Origin of the sequence: Paraburkholderia sp. GAS42 (assembly GCF_050436565.1) — a bacterium.
Lineage (GTDB): Bacteria > Pseudomonadota > Gammaproteobacteria > Burkholderiales > Burkholderiaceae > Paraburkholderia.
Genome location: NZ_JBNDML010000020.1, coordinates 16,274 through 42,290, shown reverse-complemented (window position 1 = coordinate 42,290; position 26,017 = coordinate 16,274). Strand labels below are relative to the sequence as shown.

24 protein-coding genes are annotated in these 26,017 nt (G+C 62.4%); 16 read left to right on the top strand and 8 right to left on the bottom strand.

The features are described from left to right. The first annotated feature begins 1 nt into the window (after position 1). From P3T16_RS26135 to P3T16_RS26110, 6 genes are all read left to right on the top strand, one after another. Entirely contained in the window at positions 2-853 is an 852-nt protein-coding gene (locus P3T16_RS26135) for a M90 family metallopeptidase (protein ID WP_429344478.1), read from the top strand. A gap of 138 nt (positions 854-991) precedes the next feature. Next, complete coding sequence (locus tag P3T16_RS26130) at positions 992-1,255, top strand: type B 50S ribosomal protein L31 (RefSeq protein WP_429256464.1); 264 nt, start codon at positions 992-994, stop codon at positions 1,253-1,255. A gap of 295 nt (positions 1,256-1,550) precedes the next feature. Beyond that, entirely contained in the window at positions 1,551-3,305 is a 1,755-nt protein-coding gene (locus P3T16_RS26125; protein WP_429344477.1) for an ArnT family glycosyltransferase, read from the top strand. A 2-nt stretch (positions 3,306-3,307) separates the two neighbouring features. Beyond that, a complete protein-coding gene (locus tag P3T16_RS26120) occupies positions 3,308-4,690 on the top strand; it encodes an MATE family efflux transporter (RefSeq protein WP_429344476.1) in 1,383 nt (460 codons plus the stop codon). A gap of 276 nt (positions 4,691-4,966) precedes the next feature. Next, positions 4,967-5,515 (top strand): ComEA family DNA-binding protein, encoded by a 549-nt coding sequence (locus P3T16_RS26115; protein WP_429256467.1) that lies wholly within the window; start codon positions 4,967-4,969, stop codon positions 5,513-5,515. A 129-nt stretch (positions 5,516-5,644) separates the two neighbouring features. Further along, entirely contained in the window at positions 5,645-6,082 is a 438-nt protein-coding gene (locus P3T16_RS26110) for a YidB family protein (protein WP_429344475.1), read from the top strand. Between the two features lie 119 nt (positions 6,083-6,201). Here P3T16_RS26110 and clpB read toward each other — a convergent pair whose 3' ends face one another. Further along, complete coding sequence (gene clpB / locus P3T16_RS26105; RefSeq protein ID WP_429344474.1) at positions 6,202-8,799, bottom strand: ATP-dependent chaperone ClpB; 2,598 nt, start codon at positions 8,797-8,799, stop codon at positions 6,202-6,204. A 120-nt stretch (positions 8,800-8,919) separates the two neighbouring features. Then, a complete protein-coding gene (locus P3T16_RS26100; RefSeq protein ID WP_429344473.1) occupies positions 8,920-9,423 on the bottom strand; it encodes an RrF2 family transcriptional regulator in 504 nt (167 codons plus the stop codon). Between the two features lie 277 nt (positions 9,424-9,700). Between P3T16_RS26100 and P3T16_RS26095 the strand changes: the two genes are divergently transcribed. Beyond that, a complete protein-coding gene (locus P3T16_RS26095; protein ID WP_429256471.1) occupies positions 9,701-10,243 on the top strand; it encodes a group III truncated hemoglobin in 543 nt (180 codons plus the stop codon). A 181-nt stretch (positions 10,244-10,424) separates the two neighbouring features. On the opposite strand, the gene P3T16_RS26090 is transcribed toward P3T16_RS26095, so the two are convergent. The 6 genes from P3T16_RS26090 to P3T16_RS26065 all read right to left on the bottom strand — a co-directional run bounded on the left by P3T16_RS26090 (position 10,425) and on the right by P3T16_RS26065 (position 16,805). Beyond that, positions 10,425-10,895: a molybdenum cofactor biosynthesis protein MoaE gene (locus P3T16_RS26090; RefSeq protein ID WP_429344472.1), complete on the bottom strand. Its 471-nt coding sequence runs from the start codon at positions 10,893-10,895 to the stop codon at positions 10,425-10,427. Positions 10,896-10,905: 10 nt separating this feature from the next. Then, a complete protein-coding gene (gene moaD, locus P3T16_RS26085) occupies positions 10,906-11,163 on the bottom strand; it encodes a molybdopterin converting factor subunit 1 (RefSeq protein WP_429256473.1) in 258 nt (85 codons plus the stop codon). Positions 11,164-11,193: 30 nt separating this feature from the next. Continuing rightward, entirely contained in the window at positions 11,194-12,462 is a 1,269-nt protein-coding gene (locus tag P3T16_RS26080; RefSeq protein WP_429344471.1) for a molybdopterin molybdotransferase MoeA, read from the bottom strand. 232 nt (positions 12,463-12,694) lie between these two features. Beyond that, on the bottom strand, positions 12,695-14,146 hold the full coding sequence (thrC, locus tag P3T16_RS26075; protein ID WP_429344470.1) for a threonine synthase: 1,452 nt from the start codon (positions 14,144-14,146) through the stop codon (positions 12,695-12,697). An 8-nt stretch (positions 14,147-14,154) separates the two neighbouring features. Next, complete coding sequence (locus P3T16_RS26070) at positions 14,155-15,486, bottom strand: homoserine dehydrogenase (RefSeq protein ID WP_429256476.1); 1,332 nt, start codon at positions 15,484-15,486, stop codon at positions 14,155-14,157. A gap of 71 nt (positions 15,487-15,557) precedes the next feature. Then, complete coding sequence (locus tag P3T16_RS26065) at positions 15,558-16,805, bottom strand: pyridoxal phosphate-dependent aminotransferase (RefSeq protein WP_429344469.1); 1,248 nt, start codon at positions 16,803-16,805, stop codon at positions 15,558-15,560. A 496-nt stretch (positions 16,806-17,301) separates the two neighbouring features. On the opposite strand from P3T16_RS26065, the gene P3T16_RS26060 reads away from it, so the two are divergent. From P3T16_RS26060 to P3T16_RS26020, 9 genes are all read left to right on the top strand, one after another. Next, positions 17,302-17,676: an Mth938-like domain-containing protein gene (locus tag P3T16_RS26060; protein WP_429256478.1), complete on the top strand. Its 375-nt coding sequence runs from the start codon at positions 17,302-17,304 to the stop codon at positions 17,674-17,676. A 198-nt stretch (positions 17,677-17,874) separates the two neighbouring features. Next, positions 17,875-19,557: a glycosyltransferase family 39 protein gene (locus tag P3T16_RS26055; RefSeq protein ID WP_429344468.1), complete on the top strand. Its 1,683-nt coding sequence runs from the start codon at positions 17,875-17,877 to the stop codon at positions 19,555-19,557. A 34-nt stretch (positions 19,558-19,591) separates the two neighbouring features. Next, positions 19,592-19,963 (top strand): SMR family transporter, encoded by a 372-nt coding sequence (locus tag P3T16_RS26050; RefSeq protein ID WP_429256480.1) that lies wholly within the window; start codon positions 19,592-19,594, stop codon positions 19,961-19,963. Between the two features lie 68 nt (positions 19,964-20,031). Then, a complete protein-coding gene (locus P3T16_RS26045; RefSeq protein WP_429344467.1) occupies positions 20,032-21,183 on the top strand; it encodes a DegT/DnrJ/EryC1/StrS family aminotransferase in 1,152 nt (383 codons plus the stop codon). 6 nt (positions 21,184-21,189) lie between these two features. Further along, on the top strand, positions 21,190-22,242 hold the full coding sequence (locus P3T16_RS26040; protein ID WP_429256482.1) for a glycosyltransferase: 1,053 nt from the start codon (positions 21,190-21,192) through the stop codon (positions 22,240-22,242). Then, the gene (locus P3T16_RS26035; protein WP_429344466.1) at positions 22,239-23,177 is read left to right on the top strand and encodes a formyltransferase; all 939 of its coding nucleotides are present in this window, start codon (positions 22,239-22,241) and stop codon (positions 23,175-23,177) included. The genes P3T16_RS26040 and P3T16_RS26035 overlap by 4 nt, the downstream gene beginning before the upstream one ends. Beyond that, positions 23,174-24,220 (top strand): bifunctional UDP-4-keto-pentose/UDP-xylose synthase, encoded by a 1,047-nt coding sequence (locus P3T16_RS26030; protein ID WP_429256484.1) that lies wholly within the window; start codon positions 23,174-23,176, stop codon positions 24,218-24,220. The genes P3T16_RS26035 and P3T16_RS26030 overlap by 4 nt, the downstream gene beginning before the upstream one ends. 10 nt (positions 24,221-24,230) lie before the next feature. Next, entirely contained in the window at positions 24,231-25,127 is an 897-nt protein-coding gene (locus P3T16_RS26025) for a polysaccharide deacetylase family protein (RefSeq protein WP_429344465.1), read from the top strand. 140 nt (positions 25,128-25,267) lie between these two features. Next, complete coding sequence (locus tag P3T16_RS26020) at positions 25,268-25,729, top strand: peroxiredoxin (RefSeq protein ID WP_429256486.1); 462 nt, start codon at positions 25,268-25,270, stop codon at positions 25,727-25,729. Positions 25,730-26,017 lie beyond the last annotated feature (288 nt).

Below are 26,017 nucleotides of genomic sequence, written 5' to 3'. Positions count from 1 at the left end.
GATGCTTTCGAAACTCACGCACTGGCTCGACACTCGCCGCCGCGACCGCGCGCTGCGCACGCACGCGATTCCCGACGCGCTGTGGCAATCCACACTCGACGGCCTGCCCTTTCTCGCGCATCTCGATGCCGCCGATCTCGTCCGTTTGCGCGAGCTGACCAGCCTCTTTATCGCGCAGAAGTCGTTTTCGACGGCGCACGAACTCGAACTGACCGACGCGATGACCGTCGGCATCGCGGTTCAGGCGTCGCTGCCGGTCCTGAACCTGAGCCTCGACCTGTACCGCGGCTGGGTCGGCGTGATCGTCTATCCGGGCGAATTCGTGATCCGCAAGACGGTGGAGGACGAAGACGGCGTCGTTCACGAGATCGAGCACGACGCGAGCGGCGAAGCGTGGGAAGGCGGACCCGTGGTGCTGTCGTGGGAAGACGCGCAGATGACCGACGGCACGGACGCCTATAACGTCGTCATCCACGAGTTCGCGCACAAGATCGACATGCTGACGGGCGAAGCCGATGGCCATCCGCCGCTCTTTCGACGCTGGCACGCGCCGCTCGACGCCACCGCATGGGCAGACGTGTTCGATGTCGCGTACGACCAGTTCTGCGCCAGGGTCGACGCGGTGCCCGACCGCCGCTGGGCGCGTTTCGAGCGCGACTCGCTGATCGATCCTTACGCTGCCGATCATCCGTCGGAGTTTTTCGCGGTCTGCAGCGAGGCGCTTTTTGTCCGGCCGCAGGCGTTCGAGGCCGAATATCCAGAGCTTTATCGCCTTCTGGCCCGCTTTTATCGCCAGGATCCAGCTCGGGTGGGCGCATTACTACCGGAAACCGGCCCTGCCCCGGCAAAATAGCCCGAGAAATTCGTCAAGGGACTGATTTTCTGGCATAATCGCCGTTTTTCGACCTTAGGCAAGTGGCTCGCGCCGAAGTCCGCTGCGTCGGTTCGCAACGGCACGCGGGTTGGCTACCGCCAGATTAAAGGAAAGACCATGAAAGAAGGCATTCACCCCGATTACCGCGAAGTCCTGTTCGTCGATATGTCGATCGACTTCAAGTTTGTGACGCGCTCGACCATCCAGACGCGTGAAACGGGCGAGTTCAACGGCAAGACGTACCCGCTCGCCAAGATCGAAGTGTCGTCGGAATCGCATCCGTTCTACACCGGTCAGCAAAAGATCATGGACACGGCCGGCCGCGTCGAGAAGTTCAACAAGAAGTTCGGCGCACGTGCTACGGGCAAGGCGACCAAGTAATATCGCTTCGTTACCGGCTTCGTGTTGAACGTCAGCCGGATCGATGCAAGAAAGGGCAGCGAAAGCTGCCCTTTTTTTGTCCCCATGTTTTGCCTGTCAGCGAAGGAATGACCTCACTGGCAGGGCTTCCTTGTCATCACGCATCACCGACTGTTGCAATATGGCTGTTGCCGCCTGCTATCCGCCGTGACGCGCGCCATGCCGCCCGTCTACAATGCCGGATGCTCAGGGCTGGCCCAGCCCGGACACGCCGTCCATCGCCCGCCAGTCCGTTTATCCGATACCGCCCATCTGCATGAGATCTGTCGTCCGTCTGACTGCCTCCGCCACCAGCGCCCTGCCGCGCTGGCTGCTGCTCACTATCTGTATCGTCTACGCGTCGTTTGGCCTGTTCGGGCGCGACCCGTGGAAGAACGAAGACGCAGCCGGCTTCGGCGTCATGTGGACAATGGCCAAAGGCACCGCGCACGACTGGCTGCTGCCGAACCTCGTCGGTAAATTCATCACGTCGTACGGGCCGCTCGGTTACTGGCTCGGCGCTATTTCAATCCGCGTACTGTCGCCGTGGGTCGATGCGAGCAATGCATCGCGCGTGTTCACCGGGCTGCTGTTCTGCGCGGCCTGTGCGTTCGTCTGGTACGCCGCGTATCTGCTCGGCCGTCGCCCCGAAGTGCAGCCATTCAAGTATGCGTTCGGCGGCGAACCGGAACCGCGCGACTACGGCCGCACGCTCGCCGACGGCGCCCTGCTGATTCTGCTCGGCTGCTTCGGTCTCGCTGAACGCGGCCACGAAACCACGCCGCAACTGGCGCAATTCGTCTGTATCGCGATGCTCGTATATGGGCTCGTGCGGATGATCGACAAACCGGTACAAGGATCGCTGCTGTGGGGTCTTGCGCTCGGGCTCGTTGCGCTGACAAGCAATCCCGTGCTGGTCGGCGCATTGCTGGTCGGCACACTGGTCATGACGCTCATCGTGCGCGAAGCGCAGCTACGCTGGCTGCTGCTCGCCGGCTTGCCGGTCGCCCTGGTGCTGTCCGTGGCGTGGCCGGTTGCGGCGCTGATTGCGTTTCCTGACGATGCCGTATGGTTCCTCAACCAGTGGGTGCACGTTAGCATCAACACCTTTGGCGGTCCGCCTGGCTCCGTGCTGCGCTACGCGCTGAAAAATCTGCCGCTCTTCACGTGGCCGGCCTGGCCGCTCGGCATCTGGGCATGGGTCAGCTGGTCGGGGCTGCGCCGCGCACCGCACGTCGCCATTCCGGTGTCGGTCATTACTCCGCTCCTGATCCTCGTCGTGCTGCAAAGTCACTCGACGAACCTGCTCTTCATGCTTCTGCTGCCCCCGCTCGCGGTGCTCGCAGCGTTCGCGCTGCCTACGCTGAAGCGCGGCACGATCAACGCGATCGACTGGTTCGCCGTGCTGAGCTTCACGATCCTCGGCAGCTTCGTGTGGCTCGTCTGGCTCGCCGGTTTGACCGGTTTTCCGCATCCGCTCGCGCGCAATCTGGCGCGCCTCGCGCCGGGCTTCACGCCGCAGTTCAAGATCCTGTCTTTCGTGTGCGCGGTCGCCGTCACGGTCTGCTGGGTCGTGCTGGTTCAATGGCGTATCGCGCGGCATCCAAAGGTGCTCTGGCGCAGCGTGGTGCTGTCGAGCGCTGGCACGACGCTCATGTGGGTGCTGCTGATGACGCTCTGGCTGCCGGTCGTGAACTACAGCCGGACGTACAAGGATGTGGCGCAACAGATCTCGATCCATCTGCCGGAAGACTACACGTGCATCTCGCCGGTACGGCTCGGCAACGCGCAGATCGCGACGTTCGCGTATTTCGGCCAGATGCATTTCTCGTTCGACGATGACTGCGACGTGATCCTGCGTCAGGACACGCAGGATTTCGGCGAGCCCAGCTCGATGTCGAACTTCGTATGGAAGCTGGTATGGGAGGGCCGGCGCGTCGCTGACCGCGATGAACGCTTCCGTCTGTACGTGCGCATCGACCGTCCGAAGCCGCCGGTCAAACGCCCGAACCTGCGCCAGAAACCAGGCTGACCATGTTCGCCGATGTGCGAAAAATTGCCGCGCTCGCGTGGCCCGTGCTGATCGGACAACTGGCGATCATCGCGTTTGGCGTGCTCGACACGGCGATGGTCGGCCGTTACTCGGCGATCGATCTCGCGGCGCTCGGCCTTGGCTCGTCGATCTATATCTCGGTGTATATCGGCCTGACCGGCATTCTGACCGCGTTGCAGCCGATCACCGGTCAGCTTTATGGCGCGCGGCGCTATCGCGAGATCGGCGAAGAGGTACGTCAGGCGCTGTGGCTTGCGCTCGCGTTGATGGCGCTCGGTTTCTCGATTCTCTACTTTCCAGGCCCGCTGCTGCGGATCGCGCACGCGCCGGAGGCGCTGCGCGAGCGTACCGTCGCGTATCTCCAGATCCTCTCGTTCGGGCTGCCGGCGAGCCTCGCGTTTCGCGTCTACAGTTCGCTGACCAATGCCGTGGGTCAGCCCCGACTCGTGATGATCCTGCAGGTCGGCGCGCTGCTTCTCAAGATTCCGCTCAACCTGTGGTTTATTTTTGGCGGCGCAGGTGTGCCCGCGCTCGGCGGTCCTGGTTGCGCGCTCGCGAGCACCGCGATCAACTGGACGCTTGCCATCGTCGGCATGACGCTGATGACGCGTCTGAGCATCTTCAGCCCGTTTGCCACGTTCTCGCGCTTCTGCTGGCCCGTGTGGAAGCGCCAGGTTGCGCTCCTGAAACTTGGCATTCCGATGGGACTCTCGTACCTGATCGAAGTCACGTCATACACATTCATGGCGCTCTTCATCGCGCGCTTTGGCACGACGACACTCGCGGGTCATCAAATCGCCGGGAATCTCGGGGCCGTGCTGTACATGACACCGCTTTCCATTGGCATCGCCTCATCGACGCTCGTCGCGCAGGCGCTAGGCGCGCAGCGTCCTGCCGCCGCACACACGCTCGCGCGGCACGGCATCCTGATGGCCTGTGCGATCGCGTGTTGCTATGGCGTGATCGTGCTCGTGCTGCGACCGTTTATCGTCGCGGGCTATACGTCGAATGCACAGGTCGCTGCGGCCGCGATGCCGCTTGTGCTGATCGTGATCGTCTATCACGTCTTCGATGCACTTCAGATCACCACGGCCTTCGTGCTGCGCGCGTATCGCATCGCCATTGTGCCGACCGTGATTTATGCCGTCGCACTGTGGGGCATCGGGCTCGGTGGAGGCTATCTGCTCGGCTTCGACATCGGTGGCGCAATCCCCGAATGGCTTACCGGCGCACGCGGTTTCTGGGTCGCCAATGCATCGAGCCTCGCGATCGCGGGCATCGGCCTCGCGTTCTACTGGCGCACGATCAGCACGCGGTATCTGCGCGCCGATACACAAACGTCACACGCTGATACTGTCGCATAGCCGTATTGCGCGTGACTCCGAAGTGACGCAAAACGCATCGCTTCTTCCTGGTGCATCTTCGTGGCACCCGGCCCTCTTCCGGTTTCGAGCACCTGTCCCGCGGCAGTAATTGTCAAATATTGCCCGCGTCGATTTACTTGTCACAAATCGATGGGTATAAATCGGCGTCTTTCATAAAAAGGGCGCGCAATCTATCCTATGCTTGAAGGCAGCGCCTGCTGACTGGATGCGTCCCCCGTTCCCGGCTACTTTTTTGCCCTCAATGGAGTGCCTGCCATGCTGAAGAAGCTGTTAATGCTCTGCGTTGCTCTCGTCCTGTCTTTTTCCGCCAGCTTCGCGGCGGCTGTCGAAGTCAACTCGGCCGATCAGGCCGCACTCGAATCGGTCAAGGGCATCGGCCCGGTCCATGCGAAAGCGATCATCGATGAACGGACGAAGAACGGTCCCTTCAAGGACGCCGACGATCTCGCGACGCGCGTGAAGGGGATTGGCACCAAGTCGGTGGTCAATCTCGAAGCGGCCGGTTTGACGATCAACGGTTCGACTGCGCCGCCAAGCGGCGCGAAGGCGGCGGCACCGGCTGCGGCCACGCCGATGAGCAAGCCCGCTGCGCCGGCCGCCACGCCCGCCACTGCGTCAGCAAGCGCACCAGCAGCAGCCTCGGGCACGAAGAAGTCGAAGAAGAGCAAGGCAGCGGACGCCGCATCGGCGCCGGCTACGACTGCGGCTGCTGCGGCAAGCGCTCCGGCGGACGCATCGGACGCGAAAGCGTCGAAGAAAAAGTCGAAGAAGGCCAAGGCCGCATCCGCAGCATCAGGCGCCTGAAGTTCGACATCTGACGATCGCTCCGGCCGCATTGCCGGAGCGACCGGCGCAATCCCCGCCGCGCCCCCGCGCGGCGCATTTCACCCCGCTGGCGCGTTCATATCGTGCCGGCATTCCAGAGAGATAGCCATGAGCCTACTCGACACCATCGGTTCCCTGCTTGGTAAATCGCCCGAAGGCGGCGGCGGACAGCAGGCGTTGATCGCCACCGCGCTCGAATTCGTGAACAACCAGCCGGGCGGCCTGAATGGCCTGATCCAGCAGTTCAAGGATAAAGGCGCCGGCGACATCATCAGTTCGTGGGTCAGCAATGGCGAGAACCAGGCGATCTCGCCTGACACGCTGCATAGCGTGCTCGGTTCGGACACCGTCACGAATCTCGCATCGAAGGCAGGCGTGGCACCCGACCAGGTCAGCGGCCTGCTCTCGCAGATCCTGCCGCACGTGGTCAACGCCGCGACACCCGAAGGTGAAGTACCCGCCGATGGCAAGCTGAACACAACGACTGTGCTCGGCGCGCTGGGTGGTCTTGCGTCGTTCCTCGGCAAGGACGACAAGACCGCGTAACACGTAGCAGGTCGAGCCTTCGCAGAAAGCAAAAAGGGGCGGCGAAAATTCGCTGCCCCTTTTTGTTGCTACAACGCTGGAACATGGGCGACGCCAGGCGCCGCCCATGTTCACTTCGTTTAATGCACGACACGCTCGAACACGAGCTTGCCGTTATCCACTTCGACCGGTATCACATCCTTCGGACCGAACCTGCCGGCCAGAATCAGCTTCGCGACCGGATTCTCGATCTCCTGCTGGATCGCACGCTTCAACGGCCGCGCGCCAAACAGCGGGTCGTAACCGACCTTGCCGATGTGTTCCAGCGCGCCGTCAGACACGACGAGCTGCATATCGAGCTTCGCGAGCCGTTCCTGCAGACGCTGCAACTGGATCCGCGCGATCGACTGGATATTCGAGCGATCGAGTGCATGGAACACCACGACGTCGTCGATCCGGTTCAGGAACTCGGGCCGGAAGTGCAGCTTCACCTCTTCCCAGACCGCGTCCTTCACTGCGTCCTGCGGCTCGCCGACCATCGACTGGATTACCTGCGACCCGAGATTCGAGGTCATCACGATCACCGTGTTCTTGAAGTCCACGGTACGACCCTGGCCATCCGTCATCCGACCGTCGTCGAGCACCTGGAGCAGCACGTTGAACACATCCGGGTGCGCCTTCTCGATTTCGTCGAGCAGGATCACGCTGTACGGCTTGCGGCGTACGGCTTCCGTCAGATAACCGCCTTCCTCGTATCCGACATAGCCCGGCGGCGCGCCGATTAGACGCGCGACGCTGTGCTTCTCCATGAATTCGCTCATGTCGATGCGGATCAGATGATCTTCCGAATCGAACAGGAACGACGCCAGCGCCTTGCACAGTTCGGTCTTGCCGACACCCGTCGGCCCGAGGAACAGGAACGAACCATACGGACGGTTCGGATCGGCGAGACCCGCACGCGAACGACGGATCGCATCCGCGACCGAGCCGATCGCTTCGTCCTGCCCGACGACGCGCTCATGCAGCTTTTCTTCGATCTGCAACAGCTTCTCGCGCTCGCCCTGCATCATCCGGGACACCGGAATGCCGGTTGAACGCGACACGACTTCCGCGATTTCTTCCGCACCGACCTGCGTGCGCAACAGACGCGGACGCGTCGGATTGTTCTGCTCCTGCGCTTCAGCCTGCGTAACCTGCTTCAGTTGCGCTTCGAGTTGCGGCAGTGTGCCGTATTGCAATTCCGCGACCTTTTCGAGCTTGCCCTGACGCTGCAAACGAACGATTTCGGCGCGTGTCTTCTCGATCTCTTCCTTCAACTGCGCGCTGCCCTGCACCGCCGCTTTTTCAGCCGTCCAGATTTCTTCGAGATCCGAATATTCGCGATTCAGACGCTCGATTTCTTCCTCGATCAGTTGCAGACGCTTCTGCGACGCTTCGTCCTTTTCCTTCTTGACGGCTTCGCGTTCGATCTTCAACTGGATCAGGCGGCGGTCGAGCCGGTCCATCTCTTCCGGCTTCGAATCGATTTCCATCTTGATCTTCGAAGCGGCTTCATCGATCAGGTCGATTGCCTTATCCGGTAGAAAACGATCGGTGATGTAGCGATGCGACAGTTCCGCTGCCGCGACGATCGCCGGGTCCGTGATATCGACGCCATGGTGCAGCTCATACCTTTCCTGCAGACCGCGCAGGATCGCGATGGTTGCCTCCACAGTCGGTTCGTCGACCAGTACCTTCTGGAACCGGCGTTCGAGCGCCGCGTCCTTCTCGATGTACTTGCGGTATTCGTCGAGCGTGGTCGCGCCGACGCAATGCAGTTCGCCGCGCGAAAGCGCCGGCTTCAGCATGTTGCCTGCGTCCATCGCACCTTCGGCCTTGCCGGCGCCGACCATCGTGTGGATTTCGTCGATGAAGACGATGGTCTGGCCTTCGTCTTTCGCGATGTCGTGCAGCACGGCCTTCAGGCGCTCTTCGAACTCACCGCGATACTTCGCGCCGGCGAGCAGCGCCGCCATGTCGAGCGATAGCACGCGCTTGCCCTTGAGCGTCTCCGGCACTTCGCCGTTGACAATGCGCTGCGCGAGGCCTTCGACGATTGCCGTCTTGCCGACGCCCGGCTCGCCGATCAGCACCGGATTGTTCTTGGTCCGACGCTGCAGGATCTGGATCGAACGACGGATTTCATCGTCTCGGCCGATCACCGGATCGAGCTTGCCGGCCCGCGCGCGCTCGGTCAGGTCGACCGTGTATTTCTTCAGCGCTTCACGCTGGCTTTCAGCGTCCTGATTGTGTACCTGCGTGCCGCCGCGCACTGCGACGATTGCGGTTTCGAGCGACTTGCGCGTCAGCCCGTGCTGGCGTGCGAGCCGGCCCGCCTCGCCTTTGTCGTCGGCGATAGCAAGCAGGAACATCTCGCTTGCGATGAACGTGTCGTTGAGCTTTTGCGCTTCCTTGTCGGCCTGGTTGAGCAGGCCGGTGAGTTCGCGACCGATCTGCACGTTACCGTCGGTGCCCTGCACCTGCGGCAGACGCGTCATTGCGTCGTTCAGCGCGGTTTGTAGCGTCTGCACGTGCACACCTGCACGCGAGAGCAGCGAGCGGGCCGAGCCGTCCTGCTGCGCGAGCAGCGCGGAGAGGACATGGACCGGTTCAATGTATTGATTGTCGTGACCGACAGCCAGGCTTTGCGCATCCGCCAATGCTTCCTGGAATTTGGTGGTGAGTTTGTCGATTCTCATCAAGAGACCTCCAATTTCGAATATCACCAAAATGAGGCGTTTTGTGCGGGTTTCAAGCGCCTTTTTGCGTTCGACAGGAGTTTTTTTGACGAATACACCAACAAACCGCCGACGCTCGTTTCAGCGCCGGCCTGATGCCGCTCTGGCGACCTGCGCGATCGGGACAATCTGCCCGATACCGAGCAGCGCGGCAAGTGGCGCGGCCGGTTGCGCCAGTTCGCCGATTGTGTGACGGTCGAGTTCGGCGAAAAATGCATCGCGCGCGGCTTCGAGGACGCCCTTCAGACCACATTGCGACTGAATGACGCAGCATGGCTTGCCGTCGCGCCCCGCGTGTTGCCCGGCGGCAAAACATGCGACCAGTGCAAAGTCGTGCTCGGTGGCCCGCACGATCTGGCCGATCGTCAGCGATTCCGATCGCTCGACGAGCCGCAGGCCGCCGTTCCGGCCGCGTGTGGTCTCGATCCAGCCGAGTTCGCCGAGACGCTGCACGACCTTCATCAGATGATTCTTCGAAATGCCGTACGCATCGGAAATATCCTGGATCGTCGACAGTCCATCGCGCCGGACTGCGAGGTAGAGCATCACGCGCACCGAGTAATCGGTATAGTCAGTTAATCTCATGGCAGGGGAGTTGCACTAGCGGCAAAAGCGGATGACAGCGCCAGTCCGGAGTGAACGGACGAGGACCATCATCGCGTCGGCGCGAAGGTTGTCGATCCACTATGTACGCAATAACATGCCGCCTGGATGCGACTATTCGTGCCGGGCGCTGGAGGTTGTCACGCGACGTGCGGGGTCCCCGCGGTCGCGAGCGAGATGCGTCCACCCTGTTGTGCTTCACTCATTGCCCCGCGCCTCGCGTCCCTTGCGCGTTGACGCTTTTCACCGTGGTCACCGAATGAATCCGTCCTTCCCGCCCTTGCCAGCCGCCGTGCGCGAACCCGAACCGACTGAAGACAATATCCGCGCGCTCGTCTATGCGTTCTATGACCGTGTGCAGGCCGACCCGATGCTCGGCCCGGTCTTCGAGCAGACGCTCGCCGGCAAATGGGACGAACATCTGCCGAAGATGTGTACGTTCTGGGCGAGCATCGTGCTCGGCCAGAAGGGTTACCGTGGGAACGTGCAGCAGGCGCACCAGCCGCTACCAGGGATCGAGCCGCGGCATTTCAGCCGCTGGCTCTATCTGTTCCTCGACACAGTGGAATCGCGCTATGAGCCGGCGGCGGCGGTGCGTTTCATGGAACCCGCGTTGCGTATCGCACAGAGCCTGCAACTGTCAAAGTTTGGCTGGGATTACACGATTCCGGCGGAGCAGAAGGCGCTGCTGGAACAGCTGGCGCCGCGCCGGCACAGGGATGAAGACGACGCACGTGAGAGCACGCCCCGTCGCGGCGAACCGTTTCCGACAAAAATCATAGGGCGGTCGACCGGGGATTGAGCGAACTGTGCCGGTGCTGCCGCTCGCGACGGTCCGGCGCCGCACAGCTGTGTTCGCACGGTCTCTCCGGCCACGTCCAGAAGACGGACCGATCGGCAAAACGTTGCACGAACGAGCCGCGAACAAACACGCGAGACCGCCGCGCCGCCGCTCTTAGCGGGTCGCGCCGACCGGCGCCTCGCTACTCCGCATTCCCCGAATCCACACCCCACCGCGCTAGCGCGGCATCATCGGTGACGCGCGCATCGACCCAGCGCTCGCCGTGTTCGGTTTTCTCTTTCTTCCAGAACGGCGCCTGCGTTTTCAGATAGTCCATCACGAATTCGCACGAAGCGAACGCGTCGCCGCGGTGCGCGGCGGTCGTCGCGACCAGCACGATCTGGTCAAGCGGACAGAGCTTGCCGACCCGATGCACGATCAGCACTTCGATCCCCGACCAGCGCTCGCGTGCAGTAGCGACAATCGCTTCCAGCGCCTTTTCTGTCATGCCCGGGTAATGTTCGAGCTCCATCGTCTCGACCGCGCGGCCGTCGTTCAGGTCGCGCACGGTACCGACGAAACACGCCACCGCGCCGACCTTCGGATTCAGCGCGCGTAGGGCGGCCACCTCGGTTGTCAGGTCAAAATCTTCAGTCTGGACGCGGACAGTCATCGATCGTCTCTCAACCGCCCGTGACCGGCGGAAAAAATGCAACTTCGCAGCCTTCGGTGATGCGCGTGCCGGCATCGGTCATCACATGATTGCAAGCCATGCGCAACGCGCGGCCTTCGGCCAGCGCCTCTGCCCACGCGCCGCCGCGCACACGCAACCAGGCGCGGACATCGCCCAGTGTGGCGACACCGTCGGGAATGACCACGGATTCGTTCGCGATGCCGACCGCCTCACGTACGCTCGCAAAATATTTCAGCTGGATCTTCATGTTCGGTCTCTGATGCCGCTAGCGACAGCGTCAGTTCAGCAATTCGGAAAAGGGGATGAACCGCACGGTTTCGCCTGCGGTAATCGTGTGATTCGGCGGATTGTCGATCAGCCCGTCCCCCCAGACTGTCGAAGTCAGCACGGCCGAGCTCTGGTTCGGAAACAGCTCGAGTCCGCCCGCCGGGTTGACACGCGCGCGCAGGAATTCATTGCGCCGATCAGCCTTCGACTGCGAAAAATCGGCGCGCAACGACAACGCGCGCGGCGTCACCGTGCGCACGCCGGCGAGTCGCAGGACGAACGGGCGGACGAACAAAAGGAACGTGACGAAGCTGGAAACGGGATTACCGGGCAGCCCGATGAAAAACGTTTCGTTCGACTCCGACGCATCTGCATTTGCCTCGCCCGCGCGACGCACTGCGCCGAACGCGAGCGGCTTGCCTGGCTTCATCGCGATCTGCCACATCGACAGACGACCTTCCGCCTCGACGGCGGGCTTCACGTGATCTTCTTCGCCAACCGACACGCCGCCGCAGGTCAGAATCAGATCGTGCGCCTGCGCCGCCTCGCGCAGCGTAGCGCGGGTTGCGTCGAGCCGGTCGGGCACGATGCCGTAATCCGTTACTTCGCAACCGAGGTTTTTGAGCAGGCCGCGCAGCGTAAAGCGATTCGAGTTGTAGATCGCACCGGGCTTCAGCGGCTCGCCGGGCATCGTCAGTTCGTCGCCGGTAAAAAAGACCGCGACTTTCACGCGACGCACCACCTTCAGCGATGCGCTTCCGACCGACGCCGCCAGCCCCAGCGCCTGCGGCGTCAGGCGCGTGCCCGCTGGCAGGATCACCGACCCGCTGCGGATATCCGCGCCCTGCTGCGTAATCCACTCGCCCGCTTTCGGCGTGTGCAGGATCGAGACCTCCGCGCCGTCGGCTTCGGCCTGTTCCTGCATGACGATCGCGTCCGCGCCGGGCGGCACCGTCGCGCCCGTGAAAATGCGCGCCGCCGTGCCCGCTGCAAGCGGCTGCGGCGCATGACCGGCCGGAATGCGCTGCGACACCGGCAACCGGCGATCGCCCTGAGAAAGATCGGCCACGCGCACCGCGTAGCCGTCCATCGAACTGGTGTTCATTGGCGGCACATCAAGCGGCGAGACGACGTCGGCGGCGAGCACGCGGTTCAGGGCGTCGAGCGTGGGCAACGTTTCAGCGCCATCGACCGCGCGGGCTGCGCCCAGAAGCGTGACGAGCGCATCGGCAGTCGAGAGCATCGGCGCACGAGGCGCGGAAGATGGAGGCGTGGACATCGAATGGGCTGGCACAGGACCGAAAGGAATATTGTAGCGGTCAGCGGCCTTTGACGGGCGTACGCGCCGGCATGTTGGCCATCCGGCCAGGGCTGCAGACGGCAAAACGGCCATGACGCCTGCCTCACATCGCGAGACCCGCATCATGGCCGTCCTTCAGCCTTGCAGCGCTCCAACCTTCGCCAGCTTACCCACACGCGACGCTTATTCAGGCGGCCGCCCGGTTACCTGCTCAGTCGCCCGTGTGCGCGGCGACAAAATCCTTCACCTGCTGCGCATCTGCCGGCAGCACTTCGAACCGTTGCGGCAGCGCTTCGATGCCGGAAAACGCCGCCGGCCGCTCCGGCTCACGCAGCAGCGCTTCGCGGATCGTCTCGCCGAACTTGATGGGTTGCGCGGTCTCCAGCACGATCATCGGAATGCCCGGCTGCAGATGCTCGCGCGCGACCTTCAGGCCGTCGGCGGTGTGCGTGTCGATCATCGTGTCATAGCGCTCGAACACGTCGCGGATCGCGTCGACGCGGTCCGCGTGGCTGCTCCGTCCCGACACGAAGCCGAACTCCGCCACCCGCGCGAAATCACCGCTTGCCGCCAGATCGAAACCGCCCTTCTCCTCGACGTCACGGAACAGTTGCAGCACGCGCTTCGGATCGCGGCCGAGCAGATCGAACACGAAACGCTCGAAGTTCGACGCCTTCGAGATATCCATGCTCGGGCTGCTCGTGTGATACGTCTCGGCGGCCTTGCGCACGCGATAGATGCCCGTGCGGAAGAACTCGTCGAGCACGTCGTTTTCGTTCGTCGCGACCACGAGCTTTTCGATCGGCAGACCCATCATCCGCGCGATGTGACCCGCGCAGACGTTGCCAAAATTGCCCGACGGCACCGTGAACGACACACGTTCGTCGTTCGACTTCGTCGCGGCGAAATACCCTTTGAAGTAGTACACGACCTGCGCCACCACGCGCGCCCAGTTGATCGAGTTGACCGTGCCGATCCTGTACTTCGCTTTAAAAGCGTGATCGTTCGACACCGCCTTCACGATGTCCTGGCAATCGTCGAATACCCCCTCAACCGCCAGATTGAAGATGTTCGGATCCTGCAGGCTGTACATCTGCGCCGTCTGGAATGCGCTCATTTTTTTATGCGGCGACAGCATGAAGACGCGGATGCCCTTCTTGCCGCGCATCGCGTATTCGGCCGCGCTGCCCGTATCGCCCGACGTCGCGCCGAGGATGTTCAGCGTCTCGCCGTGCTTCGCGAGCGCGTACTCGAACAGGTTGCCGATCAGCTGCATCGCCATGTCCTTGAACGCGAGCGTCGGACCGTTCGACAGTTCCAGCAGCGACAGCGGCGCACCGTTTTCGACGCCCAGCGTTTTCAGCGGCGTGATCTGCGCGGCGCTTTCGTCGTCGCGTACGTTGCAATACGTTTCGGCCGTGTACGTGCGGCGCGTGAGCGTGCGCAGATCTTCGGCGGGAATGTCGTCGCTGAATTTCGACAGGATCTCGAATGCGAGATCCGCGTACGGCAGCGTGCGCCAGCGGGCCAGTTCGTCAGCGGAGACGCGCGGGTATCCGGCGGGCAGATACAGGCCGCCGTCCTTCGCGAGACCACCAAGCAGAATGTCGGAGAAAGTGTGGCGCTCGCCGGCACCGGCGCCGCGCGTGGAGATGTAGTTCATGTGTCTGCCTAGTTCAGCGCTTCCATGCGCAGCTTCGTCACGTTCGATACGACCGTCTTGAGCGCCTCGATTCTCTTGATCGCCGCATTCACGTTCTTTTCGACCGTTTCGTGCGTAATCAGGATGATGTCGGTTTCGCCCTTGCCGTTCGCGTCGACCTGCTCGGATTCCTTCTGAAGCAGCGCGTCGATCGAAATACCCGAATCAGCCAGGATACGCGTGATGTCGGCCAGCACGCCGGTCACATCAGCGACACGCAGACGCAGGTAGTAACCGCTCGTCACCTCGTCGATCGGCAGGATCGGCGTGCTCGACAGGCTGTCCGGCTGGAATGCCAGATGCGGCACGCGATGTTCCGGGTCCGCTGTATGCAGACGCGTCACATCGACCAGATCGGCGATCACGGCCGAAGCCGTCGGCTCCGCGCCCGCGCCCTTGCCGTAGTACAGCGTCGAACCGACAGCGTCGCCGTGCACGACGACCGCGTTCATCGCGCCTTCCACGTTGGCGAGCAGGCGCTTTTCCGGAATCAGCGTGGGATGCACGCGCAACTCGATGCCCTTCCCCGTGCGGCGCGCGATACCGAGCAGCTTGATGCGATAGCCAAGTTCTTCGGCATATTTGATATCGATCGCGGCGAGCTTGCTGATGCCTTCGACATAAGCCTTGTCGAACTGCACCGGCACGCCGAACGCAATCGCGCTCATGATCGTCGCCTTGTGCGCAGCGTCGACGCCTTCGATGTCGAAGGTCGGATCGGCTTCGGCGTAACCCAGTTCCTGCGCGGCCTTCAATGCGGTCGCGAAATCGAGACCGCGGTCGCGCATTTCCGACAGGATGTAGTTCGTCGTGCCGTTGATGATGCCGGCGATGTATTGAATGCGGTTGGCCGTCAGCCCTTCACGCAGCGCCTTGATGATCGGAATGCCACCGGCCACCGCCGCTTCGAACGACACCATCACGCCATTTGCGCGCGCGGCCTCGAAAATCTCCGTACCGTGCACGGCGAGCAGCGCCTTGTTCGCGGTGACGACATGCTTGCGGTTCCTGATCGCGCGCAGCACGAGTTCGCGCGCGATGCCCGTGCCGCCGATCATTTCCGCGACGATATCGATCGACGGATCGTCGACCACCGAACCGAAGTCGTCCGTGACCTGCACGGAGCCGGCTTCGCTGCCAAGCGCCGCGCTCGCCTTCGCCGGATTGCGCACGGCGATGCGTGCGACTTCAATACCGCGGCCCGCGCGACGTTTGATTTCTTCCTGATTGCGGCGCAGTACGGTGAAGGTGCCGCTGCCTACCGTGCCGAAGCCCAGCAGTCCAACTTTGATCGGTTCCATGCAGCGTGTGTTTTCGTGTAAGAGATTAAGGGAACAGTATTGCGGACGGCGATGCCTTTGAAAACCTGGCCTTACGCCATATGCCGTTTGCGGTAACCGTCGAGAAAACGCGCGATCCGGTTGATCGAATCCGCCAGATCGTCGACGTTCGGCAGGAACACGACGCGGAAATGGTCGGGCGCATTCCAGTTGAAGCCCGTACCCTGCACGAGAAGCACGCGCTCAGCGAGCAGCAGATCGAGGATGAACTGCTGGTCGTTCTGGATCGGATACATCTTCGGATCGAGACGCGGGAACATGTAGAGCGCCGCCTGCGGCTTCACGCACGTCACGCCAGGAATCGACGTCAGCATGTCGTACGCGAGTTCGCGCTGCTTATACAGGCGGCCGCCCGGCACGATCAGATCGTTGATGCTTTGATAGCCGCCCAGCGCGGTCTGGATCGCGTATTGACCCGGCACGTTCGGGCACAGCCGCATCGAAGCGAGAATGCCCAGCCCTTCGACATAGTCTTTCGCGCGGCGGCGGTTTTCGCCGGTCAGGCCCGAAATGAACATCCAGCCCGCGCGATAGCCGCACGAACGGTAGCTCTTCGACAGACTGTTGAACGTAACTGTCAGCACGTCTTCCGACAATGCGCCTATCGCCGTGTGCGTCTTGCCGTCGTAGATGATCTTGTCGTAGACCTCGTCGGCAAAGATCACGAGGCCGTGTTCGCGCGCGATCTGGATCAGTTCCAGCAGCAGTTCGTCCGAGTACAGCGCACCGGTCGGGTTGTTCGGGTTGATCACGACGAGCGCGCGCGTATTCGGCGTGATCTTCGCGCGGATGTCGTCCGGATCGGGCATCCAGCCGTTCGATTCGTCGCAGATATAGTGCACCGGCGTGCCGCCCGACAGGCTCACGCCGGCTGTCCAAAGCGGGTAATCGGGCGCGGGCAGCAGCACTTCGTCGCCGTCGTTGATGAGGCCCTGCAGCGCCATCACGATCAGTTCGGACGCGCCGTTGCCGATGAAGATGTCGTCGAGCTCGACGCCCTGCACGTTCTTCTGCTGCGCGTAGTGCATGATCGCCTTGCGCGCGGAGAACACGCCCTTCGAGTCGGAATACCCCGAGGAGACGGGCAGATTCCGGATCATGTCCTGGATGATTTCGTCCGGCGCATCGAAACCGAACGGCGCGAGGTTGCCGATGTTCAGCTTGATGATGCGATGGCCTTCATCTTCGAGGCGTTTCGCGTGTTCGAGAACGGGCCCGCGGATGTCGTAGCAGACATTCAACAGCTTGTTGGATTTCAGAATCGGTTTCACGGCGGGCACGGGGTCCTGTAAATCAGCCTGCGAATTCGACCTGGCAAATGAGCCAGGTGAACCAGTCACATTAGTCAGCCAAATAAGTCAGCCACATCAATCGGCCAGATAAGTCAGTCTGGATAGTTCAGCCGGGGTGAACCGGCCGGGGAAAGCCTGAAGACGGAAAACCGGACCCGGGTGGGCCGGTCCATGCGCGGGGTGTGCGGACCTGTCTGATCGCGCCCGTCCGCCGCCTGGCGGAACGCTCGCGCGCTGCTTGTGGCGACGCGCGAAGCAAGGGGGCGCCGCCGGGCGGCTAAAAAGTTATAATTTAGCGGATTTTGGCCGACTTCCGCAATGCACCAACCACGTCGGCGGGCCTTTTCGGCCATTTCGTGTCAATTTGCGCGAAACCTTTACAATGCGCGCCGGTCCGACCGGCGCATGCAGTATCGCACTGCAGCCGCACTGGAACCCACGCTGCATCTGACACAACGCTCCACGACGACCCCGGATCACAAATTTGAAACTACACCAGGATTCCAGCGGCGCCCTCAACACGGTTACCGGTTACGGGCCCGACTACGTCGAAATCAACCTCGAGCGCCATCAAGGCAGCATTCTCGTGCTGCCGGATGCGCCCGTCATCCCCTGGCCGGTGTCTTCGTTCGAAGCGCTGACCGCCGAACATTTCGAGCTTTTGATCGCCCCCGCGCCGGAAGTCGTCGTGTTCGGCAGCGGCGAGCGCCTGCGTTTTCCGCATCCGCGCCTGACGGCCGCCCTCGCGAAACATCGCATCGGTGTGGAGACGATGGACTTCAAGGCCGCCTGCCGGACTTACAACATCCTGATGGCCGAGGGCCGCAAGGTCGCGGCCGCGTTGCTGATCGAAGGCTAGCCGGCATGGAACACGGGTTTCCGTGCCGCGCCGGTGACGTACACTGCGCGACATTCGTCGCCGGGCCGACGTGTCCTGAGTGCCTGAATAGTGCCTGAAGCGTCCGGCGCGTCCGCGCGTCGGCTGCGTACCTGAAGCGCGATCGATTCCAACCTCAAAAAGCCGCCCGCGCGGCATTGACAAACAGGCTGACCCCATATGAACGATACGCCGTCCCGGCTACCGCTCAACCGTACAGCGATCCTGCTGCTACTCCTCGCGCTCGCCCTCGTCTGGTTCGTGCCGCTCGGCTGGCGCCATCTGGTGCCGAGCGACGAAGGCCGCTACGCGGAAATGGCACGCGAAATGTTTCTGACCGGCGACTGGATCACGCCGCGCTACAACGGTTACAAGTACTTCGAGAAGCCGCCGCTGCAAACCTGGCTGAACGCGCTGACGTTCGCCTGGTTCGGCATCGGCGAATGGCAGGCGCGGCTCTATACGGCGCTGACGGGCTTTGCCGGCGTGCTGCTCATCGGTTATACCGGCGCGCGCGTCTTCAACGCCGCGACCGGCATCTTTGCCGCGATCGTGCTCGCGAGCGCGCCCTACTGGAACCTGATGGGCCACTTCAACACGCTCGACATGGGCCTGTCGCTCTGGATGGAAATCACGCTCTGCGCGTTATTGCTCGCGCAGCGCCCCAATCTGCCCGCGAGCCAGGTGCGCCTCTGGATGTGGCTGTGCTGGGGCTCGATGGCACTCGCCGTGCTGTCGAAGGGCCTGATCGGCGTGGTCCTGCCGGGCGCGGCGCTCGTGCTCTACACGCTCGTCGCTCGCGACTGGGCGATCTGGAAGCGCCTGTATCTGGTGAGCGGCCTCATCGTGTTCTTCGTGATCGCGACGCCGTGGTTCGTGCTCGTGCAGCAGCGCAATCCGGAGTTCCTGAACTTCTTCTTCATCGTGCAGCAGTTCCAGCGCTATCTGACGCCCGAACAGAACCGCCCGGGCCCGTTCTACTATTTCGCAGCCGTGCTGCTGGTCGGCTTCCTGCCGTGGCTGTCGGTCAGCGTGCAGAGCATCCGGCACGCGCTGCGCGTGCCGCGTCAGCCGAACGGCTTTTCGCCGCCGATGCTGCTGATCGTCTGGTCGGCGTTCATCTTTGTGTTCTTCAGCGCGTCGCATTCGAAGCTGCTGTCGTATACGTTGCCCGTCGCGCCCGCGCTGGCGCTCTTGATCGGCTTGTATCTGCCGCTCCTGAAACGCGATGAATTCCGCCGTCATCTGGCGGGTTACGCGGTGTTTCTCGTCGTCGCCGCGTTTGGCGCGATTTTCCTGAGCCGGGCCGGCGATGCGCGCAATCCGAACGAGCTGTACCGGGCGTTCCAGGTCTGGGTCTTCGCGGCGCTCGGCGTGGCTTTCCTGCTGACGGTCGCCGCGTTGTGGATCAACCGTCGCAGCCGCGGCGGCATCGTCGGTGCGACAGTTGCGTTCGCCGCAGGGTGGGTGCTGCTCGGCACGATCGCGGGCACCGGACACGATGTGTTCGGGCGCCTGAGTTCCGGCGCCCCGCTCGCGCCGGCCGTGCGCGCCGCCATTGCGAAGCTGCCGCCCGATGCGCCGTTCTACTCCGTCGGCGTACTCGACCATACGATGCCTTTCTACGTCGGCCATACGATGATCATGGTCGAGAACCCTGACGAACTGCGGTTCGGCGTGACCGTCGAACCGCAGAAATGGGTGCCGACCGTCGCTGAGTGGATCCAGCGCTGGAATTCGGAGCCGTATGCGCTCGCCCTGATGACGACCCAGCGTTTCAACGATCTGTCGGCGCGGCATGTGCCGATGCAGGTCGTCGCGCGCGATTCGCGGCGCGTGATCGTGGAAAAACCGCAACAGTGACCCCACATATCGACTACGGGACCGCCCTTCGCTGATGAACCCCATTTCCCTTTTCTGTATTCTCGCGGGCGTTTCGCTGAACGCGGGCGCCCAGTTGCTGCTCAAGGCCGGTACGAATGCCGTTGGACACTTTGAATTCACCCGTGCGAACATCATTCCTGTCGCTTTCCGGCTCGCGACACAACCGCCGATCATCGGCGGCCTCGCCTGCTATGTGATCAGCGTTGCGGTGTGGGTCGTGGGGTTGTCGCGGGTGGACGTGTCGATTGCCTATCCGATGCTGTCGCTCGGATACGTCGTCAACGCGTTCGCCGCCTGGTATCTGTTCGGCGAGATCATGTCGATCCAGAAGATGGTCGGCATCGGCATCATTCTGGTTGGTGTCGTCGTGCTTGCACGAAGCTAGCCGGTCTCAAGCGGCAAACCGGGCCGCGCTAAACGCCAATTTGCACATTTTTATAGAGCACAGCATTCATGACCCAGTCATCCGTCCCGTTTTTACCGTTCGTGCGTCCGGAAATCGATGAAGAAACGATCCAGGGCGTCGCCGACGTGCTGCGCTCCGGCTGGATCACGACCGGCCCGCAGAACCAGCAGTTCGAGGCGGCGCTGTCGGCCTTCTGCGGCGGCCGGCCGGTACGCACGTTCAATTCCGGTACGGCGACGCTCGAAATCGGCCTGCGTATCGCGGGTGTGAAGGAAGGCGACGAAGTCATCACGACGCCCGCTTCCTGGGTTGCGACCAGCAACGTGATCATCGAAACGGGCGCGACGCCGGTGTTCGTCGATATCGACCCGAAAACGCGCAATATCGACCTGGAACTGCTCGAACAGGCCATCACGCCGCGCACGAAGGCGATCATTCCGGTGTATCTGTCCGGGCTGCCGGTCAACATGGACCGTCTCTATGAAATCGCCCGCGCCCACAAGCTGCGCGTGATCGAAGATGCGGCGCAGGCGTTCGGCTCGACGTGGAAAGGCGAGCGGATCGGCAAGATCGGCGATATGGTGTCGTTCAGCTTCCACGCGAACAAGAACCTGACGTCAATCGAAGGCGGCGCGCTCGTGCTCAACAACGAAGACGAAGCAATCCTCGCCCAGAAATACCGTCTGCAGGGCATCACGCGAACCGGCTTCGACGGCATGGACTGCGACGTGCTGGGCGGAAAGTACAACCTGACCGACGTCGCGGCGCGCGTCGGCCTCGGCCAGTTGCCGCACCTCGAACGCTTCATCGCGCAGCGCAAGAAGCTCGCGCGCGCGTATTTCGCTGGTTTCGAAGGCGGAGCGGCAGTGAAGCTCGGCGTGGGCCTGCCGCTAGCGGACTTCGAGAACAGCAACTGGCACATGTTTCAGATCACGCTGCCGCTGGAAACGCTGTCGCTGGATCGCGCCGGCTTCATGGCGCAACTGAAGGAACGCGGGATCGGCTCGGGCGTCCATTACCCGGCGATTCATCTGTTTTCGCTGTATCGCGCCCGCGGCTTCAAGGAAGGCATGTTCCCGCACGCGGAGCGCTTCGGCGCGACCACGGTCACGCTGCCGCTGTTCACGCTGATGAACGAAGGCGACGTGACGCGTGTCTGCCGCGCGGTCAATGAAATTTGCGAACAATACGGAAAATAAGCGGAAATGAGTCATACGGAACATCACGCCGTCGCGCCGGAAGTCTCGATTGTCATTCCGGTGTACAACGAAGAGCAGGGTCTTGCTGCCCTTTTCGAGCGCCTGTATCCAGCACTCGACGTGCTTGGCACGACGTATGAAGTGATCTTCATCAACGACGGCAGCCGCGACAAATCCGCCGCCATCCTCGCCGGGCAGTTCCGCGCCCGGCCGGACGTGACGCGCGTGATCCTTTTGAACGGCAACTTCGGTCAGCATATGGCGATTCTCGCGGGCTTCGAGCAATCCCGCGGTGAGATCGTCCTTACCCTCGATGCCGATCTGCAGAATCCGCCCGAAGAAATCGCCAAGCTCGTCGCCAAGATGCGCGAAGGTTACGACTACGTCGGCTCGATCCGCACGCAACGTCAGGACAGCCTCTTCCGGCGCAAGGCATCGCGCGCGATGAACCGTCTGCGCGAGCGCATCACGCGCATCAAGATGACCGATCAGGGCTGCATGCTGCGTGCGTACAGCCGCCAGGTGATCGACACGATCAACCGTTGCGGCGAAATCAACACGTTCATCCCGGCGCTGGCGTACACGTTCGCGCAAAATCCGGTCGAGATCGAGGTCGCCCACGAAGAGCGCTTTGCCGGCGAATCGAAGTATTCGCTTTACAGCCTGATCCGGCTGAATTTCGACCTGGTGACCGGTTTTTCGGTGGTGCCCCTGCAATGGCTGTCGTTCATCGGGGTGATCCTGTCGTTCGGATCCGCCGCGCTGTTCGTGCTGCTGCTGATTCGCCGTTTCATCATCGGCGCGGAAGTGCAAGGTGTGTTCACGCTGTTCGCCATCACGTTCTTCCTGCTCGGCGTGATCATTTTCGCGCTCGGGCTGCTCGGCGAATATATCGGCCGCATCTATCAGCAGGTCCGTGCGCGGCCGCGCTATCTCGTGCAAACGATCCTCGAACAGCGCGACGGCACGACGGTCACGCAGACGCCGCGTCAGACCGTCGTTCAGGGCGTGCAGAATGTGCAGAACGCACCGTTGATCGATCAGGGATCTCAGTCATGAAGCCGCGCGCCGTCGTTTTCGCGTATCACAACGTCGGCGTGCGCTGCCTGCAGGTGCTGCTCGCGCGCGGCGTCGAGGTGGCGCTCGTCGTCACACACGAAGACAGCCCGACCGAGAACATCTGGTTCGGCAGCGTGGCGTCGGTGGCCGCCGGGCATGGCATTCCCGTCGTCACGCCGGCCGATCCGCGCAGCGCCGAACTGCGCGCGGCGGTAAGTGCCGCGCGACCGGATTTCATCTTCTCGTTCTACTACCGGCACATGCTGCCCGTCGACCTGCTGGCGATTGCCGCGCGCGGCGCGTACAACATGCACGGCTCGCTGCTGCCGAAATATCGCGGCCGCGTGCCGACCAACTGGGCCGTGCTGAACGGTGAAACGGAAACCGGCGCGACGCTGCATGAAATGGCCGCGAAGCCGGACGCCGGCGCGATTCTCGCGCAGACACCCGTGCCGATCCTGCCCGACGACACCGCCGCACAGGTGTTCGACAAGGTAACGGTGGCCGCCGAACAGACGTTGTGGCGCGTGTTGCCCGCGCTGCTTGCGGGAGAAGCGCCGCATCTGCCGAATGACCTGACGCACGGCAGCTACTTCGGCGGCCGCAAGCCCGAGGACGGCCGCATCGACTGGAGCAAGCCCGCGCAGCAGGTCTACAACCTGATCCGCGCAGTCGCGCCGCCGTATCCCGGCGCGTTCACGGATATCGACGGCGAGCGTTTTATCGTCGCGCGGGCGCGACTGGTACGTCCCGGCGCGATACAGTCAGATTTGCCGCCGGGTCTGCACGTAAGCGATAATGCCGTTTTTGCGATATGCGGCGACGGTCGCTCGATCGCCATCCACGAATTGCGGCATCAGCGCGACGGGCAGGAAACCGTCGTCACCCCCGCCGAATTCGCCCAGCTCATTCATTCTTCCCGCCATCCTTCATGAAAAAAGTCCTGATTCTGGGTGTGAACGGCTTCATCGGCCATCACCTGTCCAAACGCATTCTCGAAACGACCGACTGGGAAGTGTTCGGGATGGACATGCAGACCGAGCGCCTCGGCGACCTCGTCAACCACGAGCGGATGCACTTCTTCGAAGGCGACATCACGATCAACAAGGAGTGGGTCGAGTATCACGTGAAGAAGTGCGACGTGATCCTGCCGCTCGTCGCGATCGCCACGCCGGCCACGTATGTGAAGCAGCCGCTGCGCGTGTTCGAACTCGACTTCGAGGCGAACCTGCCGATCGTGCGTTCGGCCGTCAAGTACGGCAAGCATCTGGTGTTTCCGTCGACGTCGGAAGTCTATGGCATGTGTTCCGACGAGCAGTTCGATCCGGATGAATCGGCCCTCACCTACGGCCCGATCAACAAGCCGCGCTGGATCTACGCGTGCTCGAAGCAGCTGATGGACCGTGTGATCTGGGGTTACGGCATGGAAGGCCTGAACTTCACGCTGTTCCGTCCGTTCAACTGGATCGGCCCGGGCCTCGACTCGATCTACACGCCGAAGGAAGGCAGCTCGCGCGTGGTCACGCAGTTCCTCGGCCACATCGTGCGCGGCGAAAACATCAGCCTCGTCGATGGCGGCGCGCAAAAGCGTGCGTTCACCGATATCGGCGACGGCATCGATGCGCTGATGAAAATTATCGATAACAAGAACGGTGTCGCGTCGGGCAAGATCTACAACATCGGCAATCCGGTGAACAACTTCTCGGTGCGGGAACTCGCGCACAAGATGCTCGCGCTTGCCGCCGAATTCCCCGAGTACGCGGAAACGGCGAAGAAGGTCCAGCTCGTCGAGACGTCGTCGGGTGCGTATTACGGCGCGGGCTATCAGGACGTGCAGAACCGCGTGCCGAAGATCGACAATACGATGCAGGAACTCGGCTGGAAGCCGACTTCCACCTTCGACGAAGCGCTGCGCAAGATTTTCGAAGCGTATCGCGGGCATGTGGGCGAAGCACGCGCGCTGGTCGAACAGCAGTAAAGGGCCGACCTTGCCTCGTATCGTTCTGAAGATCGACGTCGACACGTTGCGCGGCACGCGTGAAGGCGTGCCGAATCTCGCACGCATTTTCGACCGTTTCAAGGCGCGCGCAACATTCCTCTTCAGCCTCGGGCCCGATCACACCGGTTGGGCAATGCGCCGTGTTTTGCGGCCGGGTTTTCTGAAGAAGGTATCGCGCACGTCGGTCGTCGAACATTACGGCGTAAAGCAGCTGATGTACGGCGTGCTGCTGCCCGGCCCCGACGTCGGCGCGCGCGCGGCGTCGGAAATGCGCGCGATCCACGAAGCCGGCTTCGAGTGCGGCATCCATACGTGGGATCACGTGTACTGGCAGGACAACGTCCGCTCGCGTTCGCGCGAATGGACGGCAGGCGAGATGCAGAAAAGCCACGCGCGCTTTATCGAAGTGTTCGGTTCGCCGCCGGTCACGCACGGCGCGGCCGGCTGGCAGATGAATGGCCACGCGTTCGAGCAGATCGACGCGTGGGGCATGCAGTACGCGTCCGACGGCCGGGGGCATTCGCCGTATTTTCCGGTGGTCGATGGCCGGCAGCTCTCGCATGTGCAGATGCCCACCACACTGCCGACGCTCGATGAAGTGCTGGGCGTCGATGGCGTGGACACCCGTAACGTGGCGGCCTGGTATCTGAAACTCACCGGGAATAATCCGCGCGATCACGTGTTCACCCTGCATGCGGAACTCGAGGGGCAGAAACTTGCGCCCGTGTTCGAGCAACTGCTCGACGGCTGGCGCGCGCAAGGCTACACGTTTGCGACCATGGGCGACTATCACGCCACACTGGACCGCAGCACGCTGCCATCGTACCCTGTTACGTGGGGTGAAATTCCCGGCCGCTCCGGCGAACTGATCGTCCAGCCTGACTGATCTGTGCCGCGTTTTCCGGCCGTCCCGCGTACCGCGCCAGTTCGCTGTTTCGCCGATTCGCCTCTTCCCCCGCTCGATGCTTAAGGTCCTGCGCAGCCGTTTCACCGCGGCGCGCCGGCCAATAACAACCGGAGAACCTCGTGCCCATCGCAGTCGACCAACCCGTCCCCGACTTCACCGCTGCCGCAACGGGCGGCGAGTTCACGCTGTCCAGTCTTCGGGGCAAGAAGGTGGTGCTGTATTTCTATCCGAAGGACAACACGCCGGGCTGCACGACCGAAGGCCTGCAGTTCCGCGATCTGTATCCGAAGTTCAAGAAGGCCGGCGCGGAGATCGTCGGCGTGTCGCGCGACAGCGTCCGTTCGCATGACAATTTCAAGTCAAAGCTCGAACTGCCGTTTACTCTGGTATCGGATCCCGAAGAAACGTTGTGTCAGCTCTTCGGCGTCATGAAACTGAAGAAAATGTATGGCAAAGAAGTACGTGGCATCGAGCGTTCGACATTCCTGATCGACGCCGAAGGCGTGCTGCGCCAGGAATGGCGCGGCGTCAAGGTGCCGGGGCATGTCGACGAGATTCTGGAAACTGTACAAGGCCTTTGAGGCGCGTTATATTGGGCTGCAATGAGTGACTGTCCATCCCATTCTTTCCGCCGCTGTGCCGCCTTCGACGCCGGTTCTGATACCGCTCCCGTCGGAGAAGTGAGGCGCAACGCGACGACCGAAGTTGAGCCGCTTGCCCCGGTTGCCGGGGCGGCGGCTTTTTTATTTGCGCGAAGCCGCTCTTTCGTACAGCAACGCGTTTTCCTCAAGGAGCTCATCGAAACTCAGGCGAACCGGCATTTCTAGACCAAAGCGCGTCTCCGGACGCAAACTGCGTGCGCGGTTCAG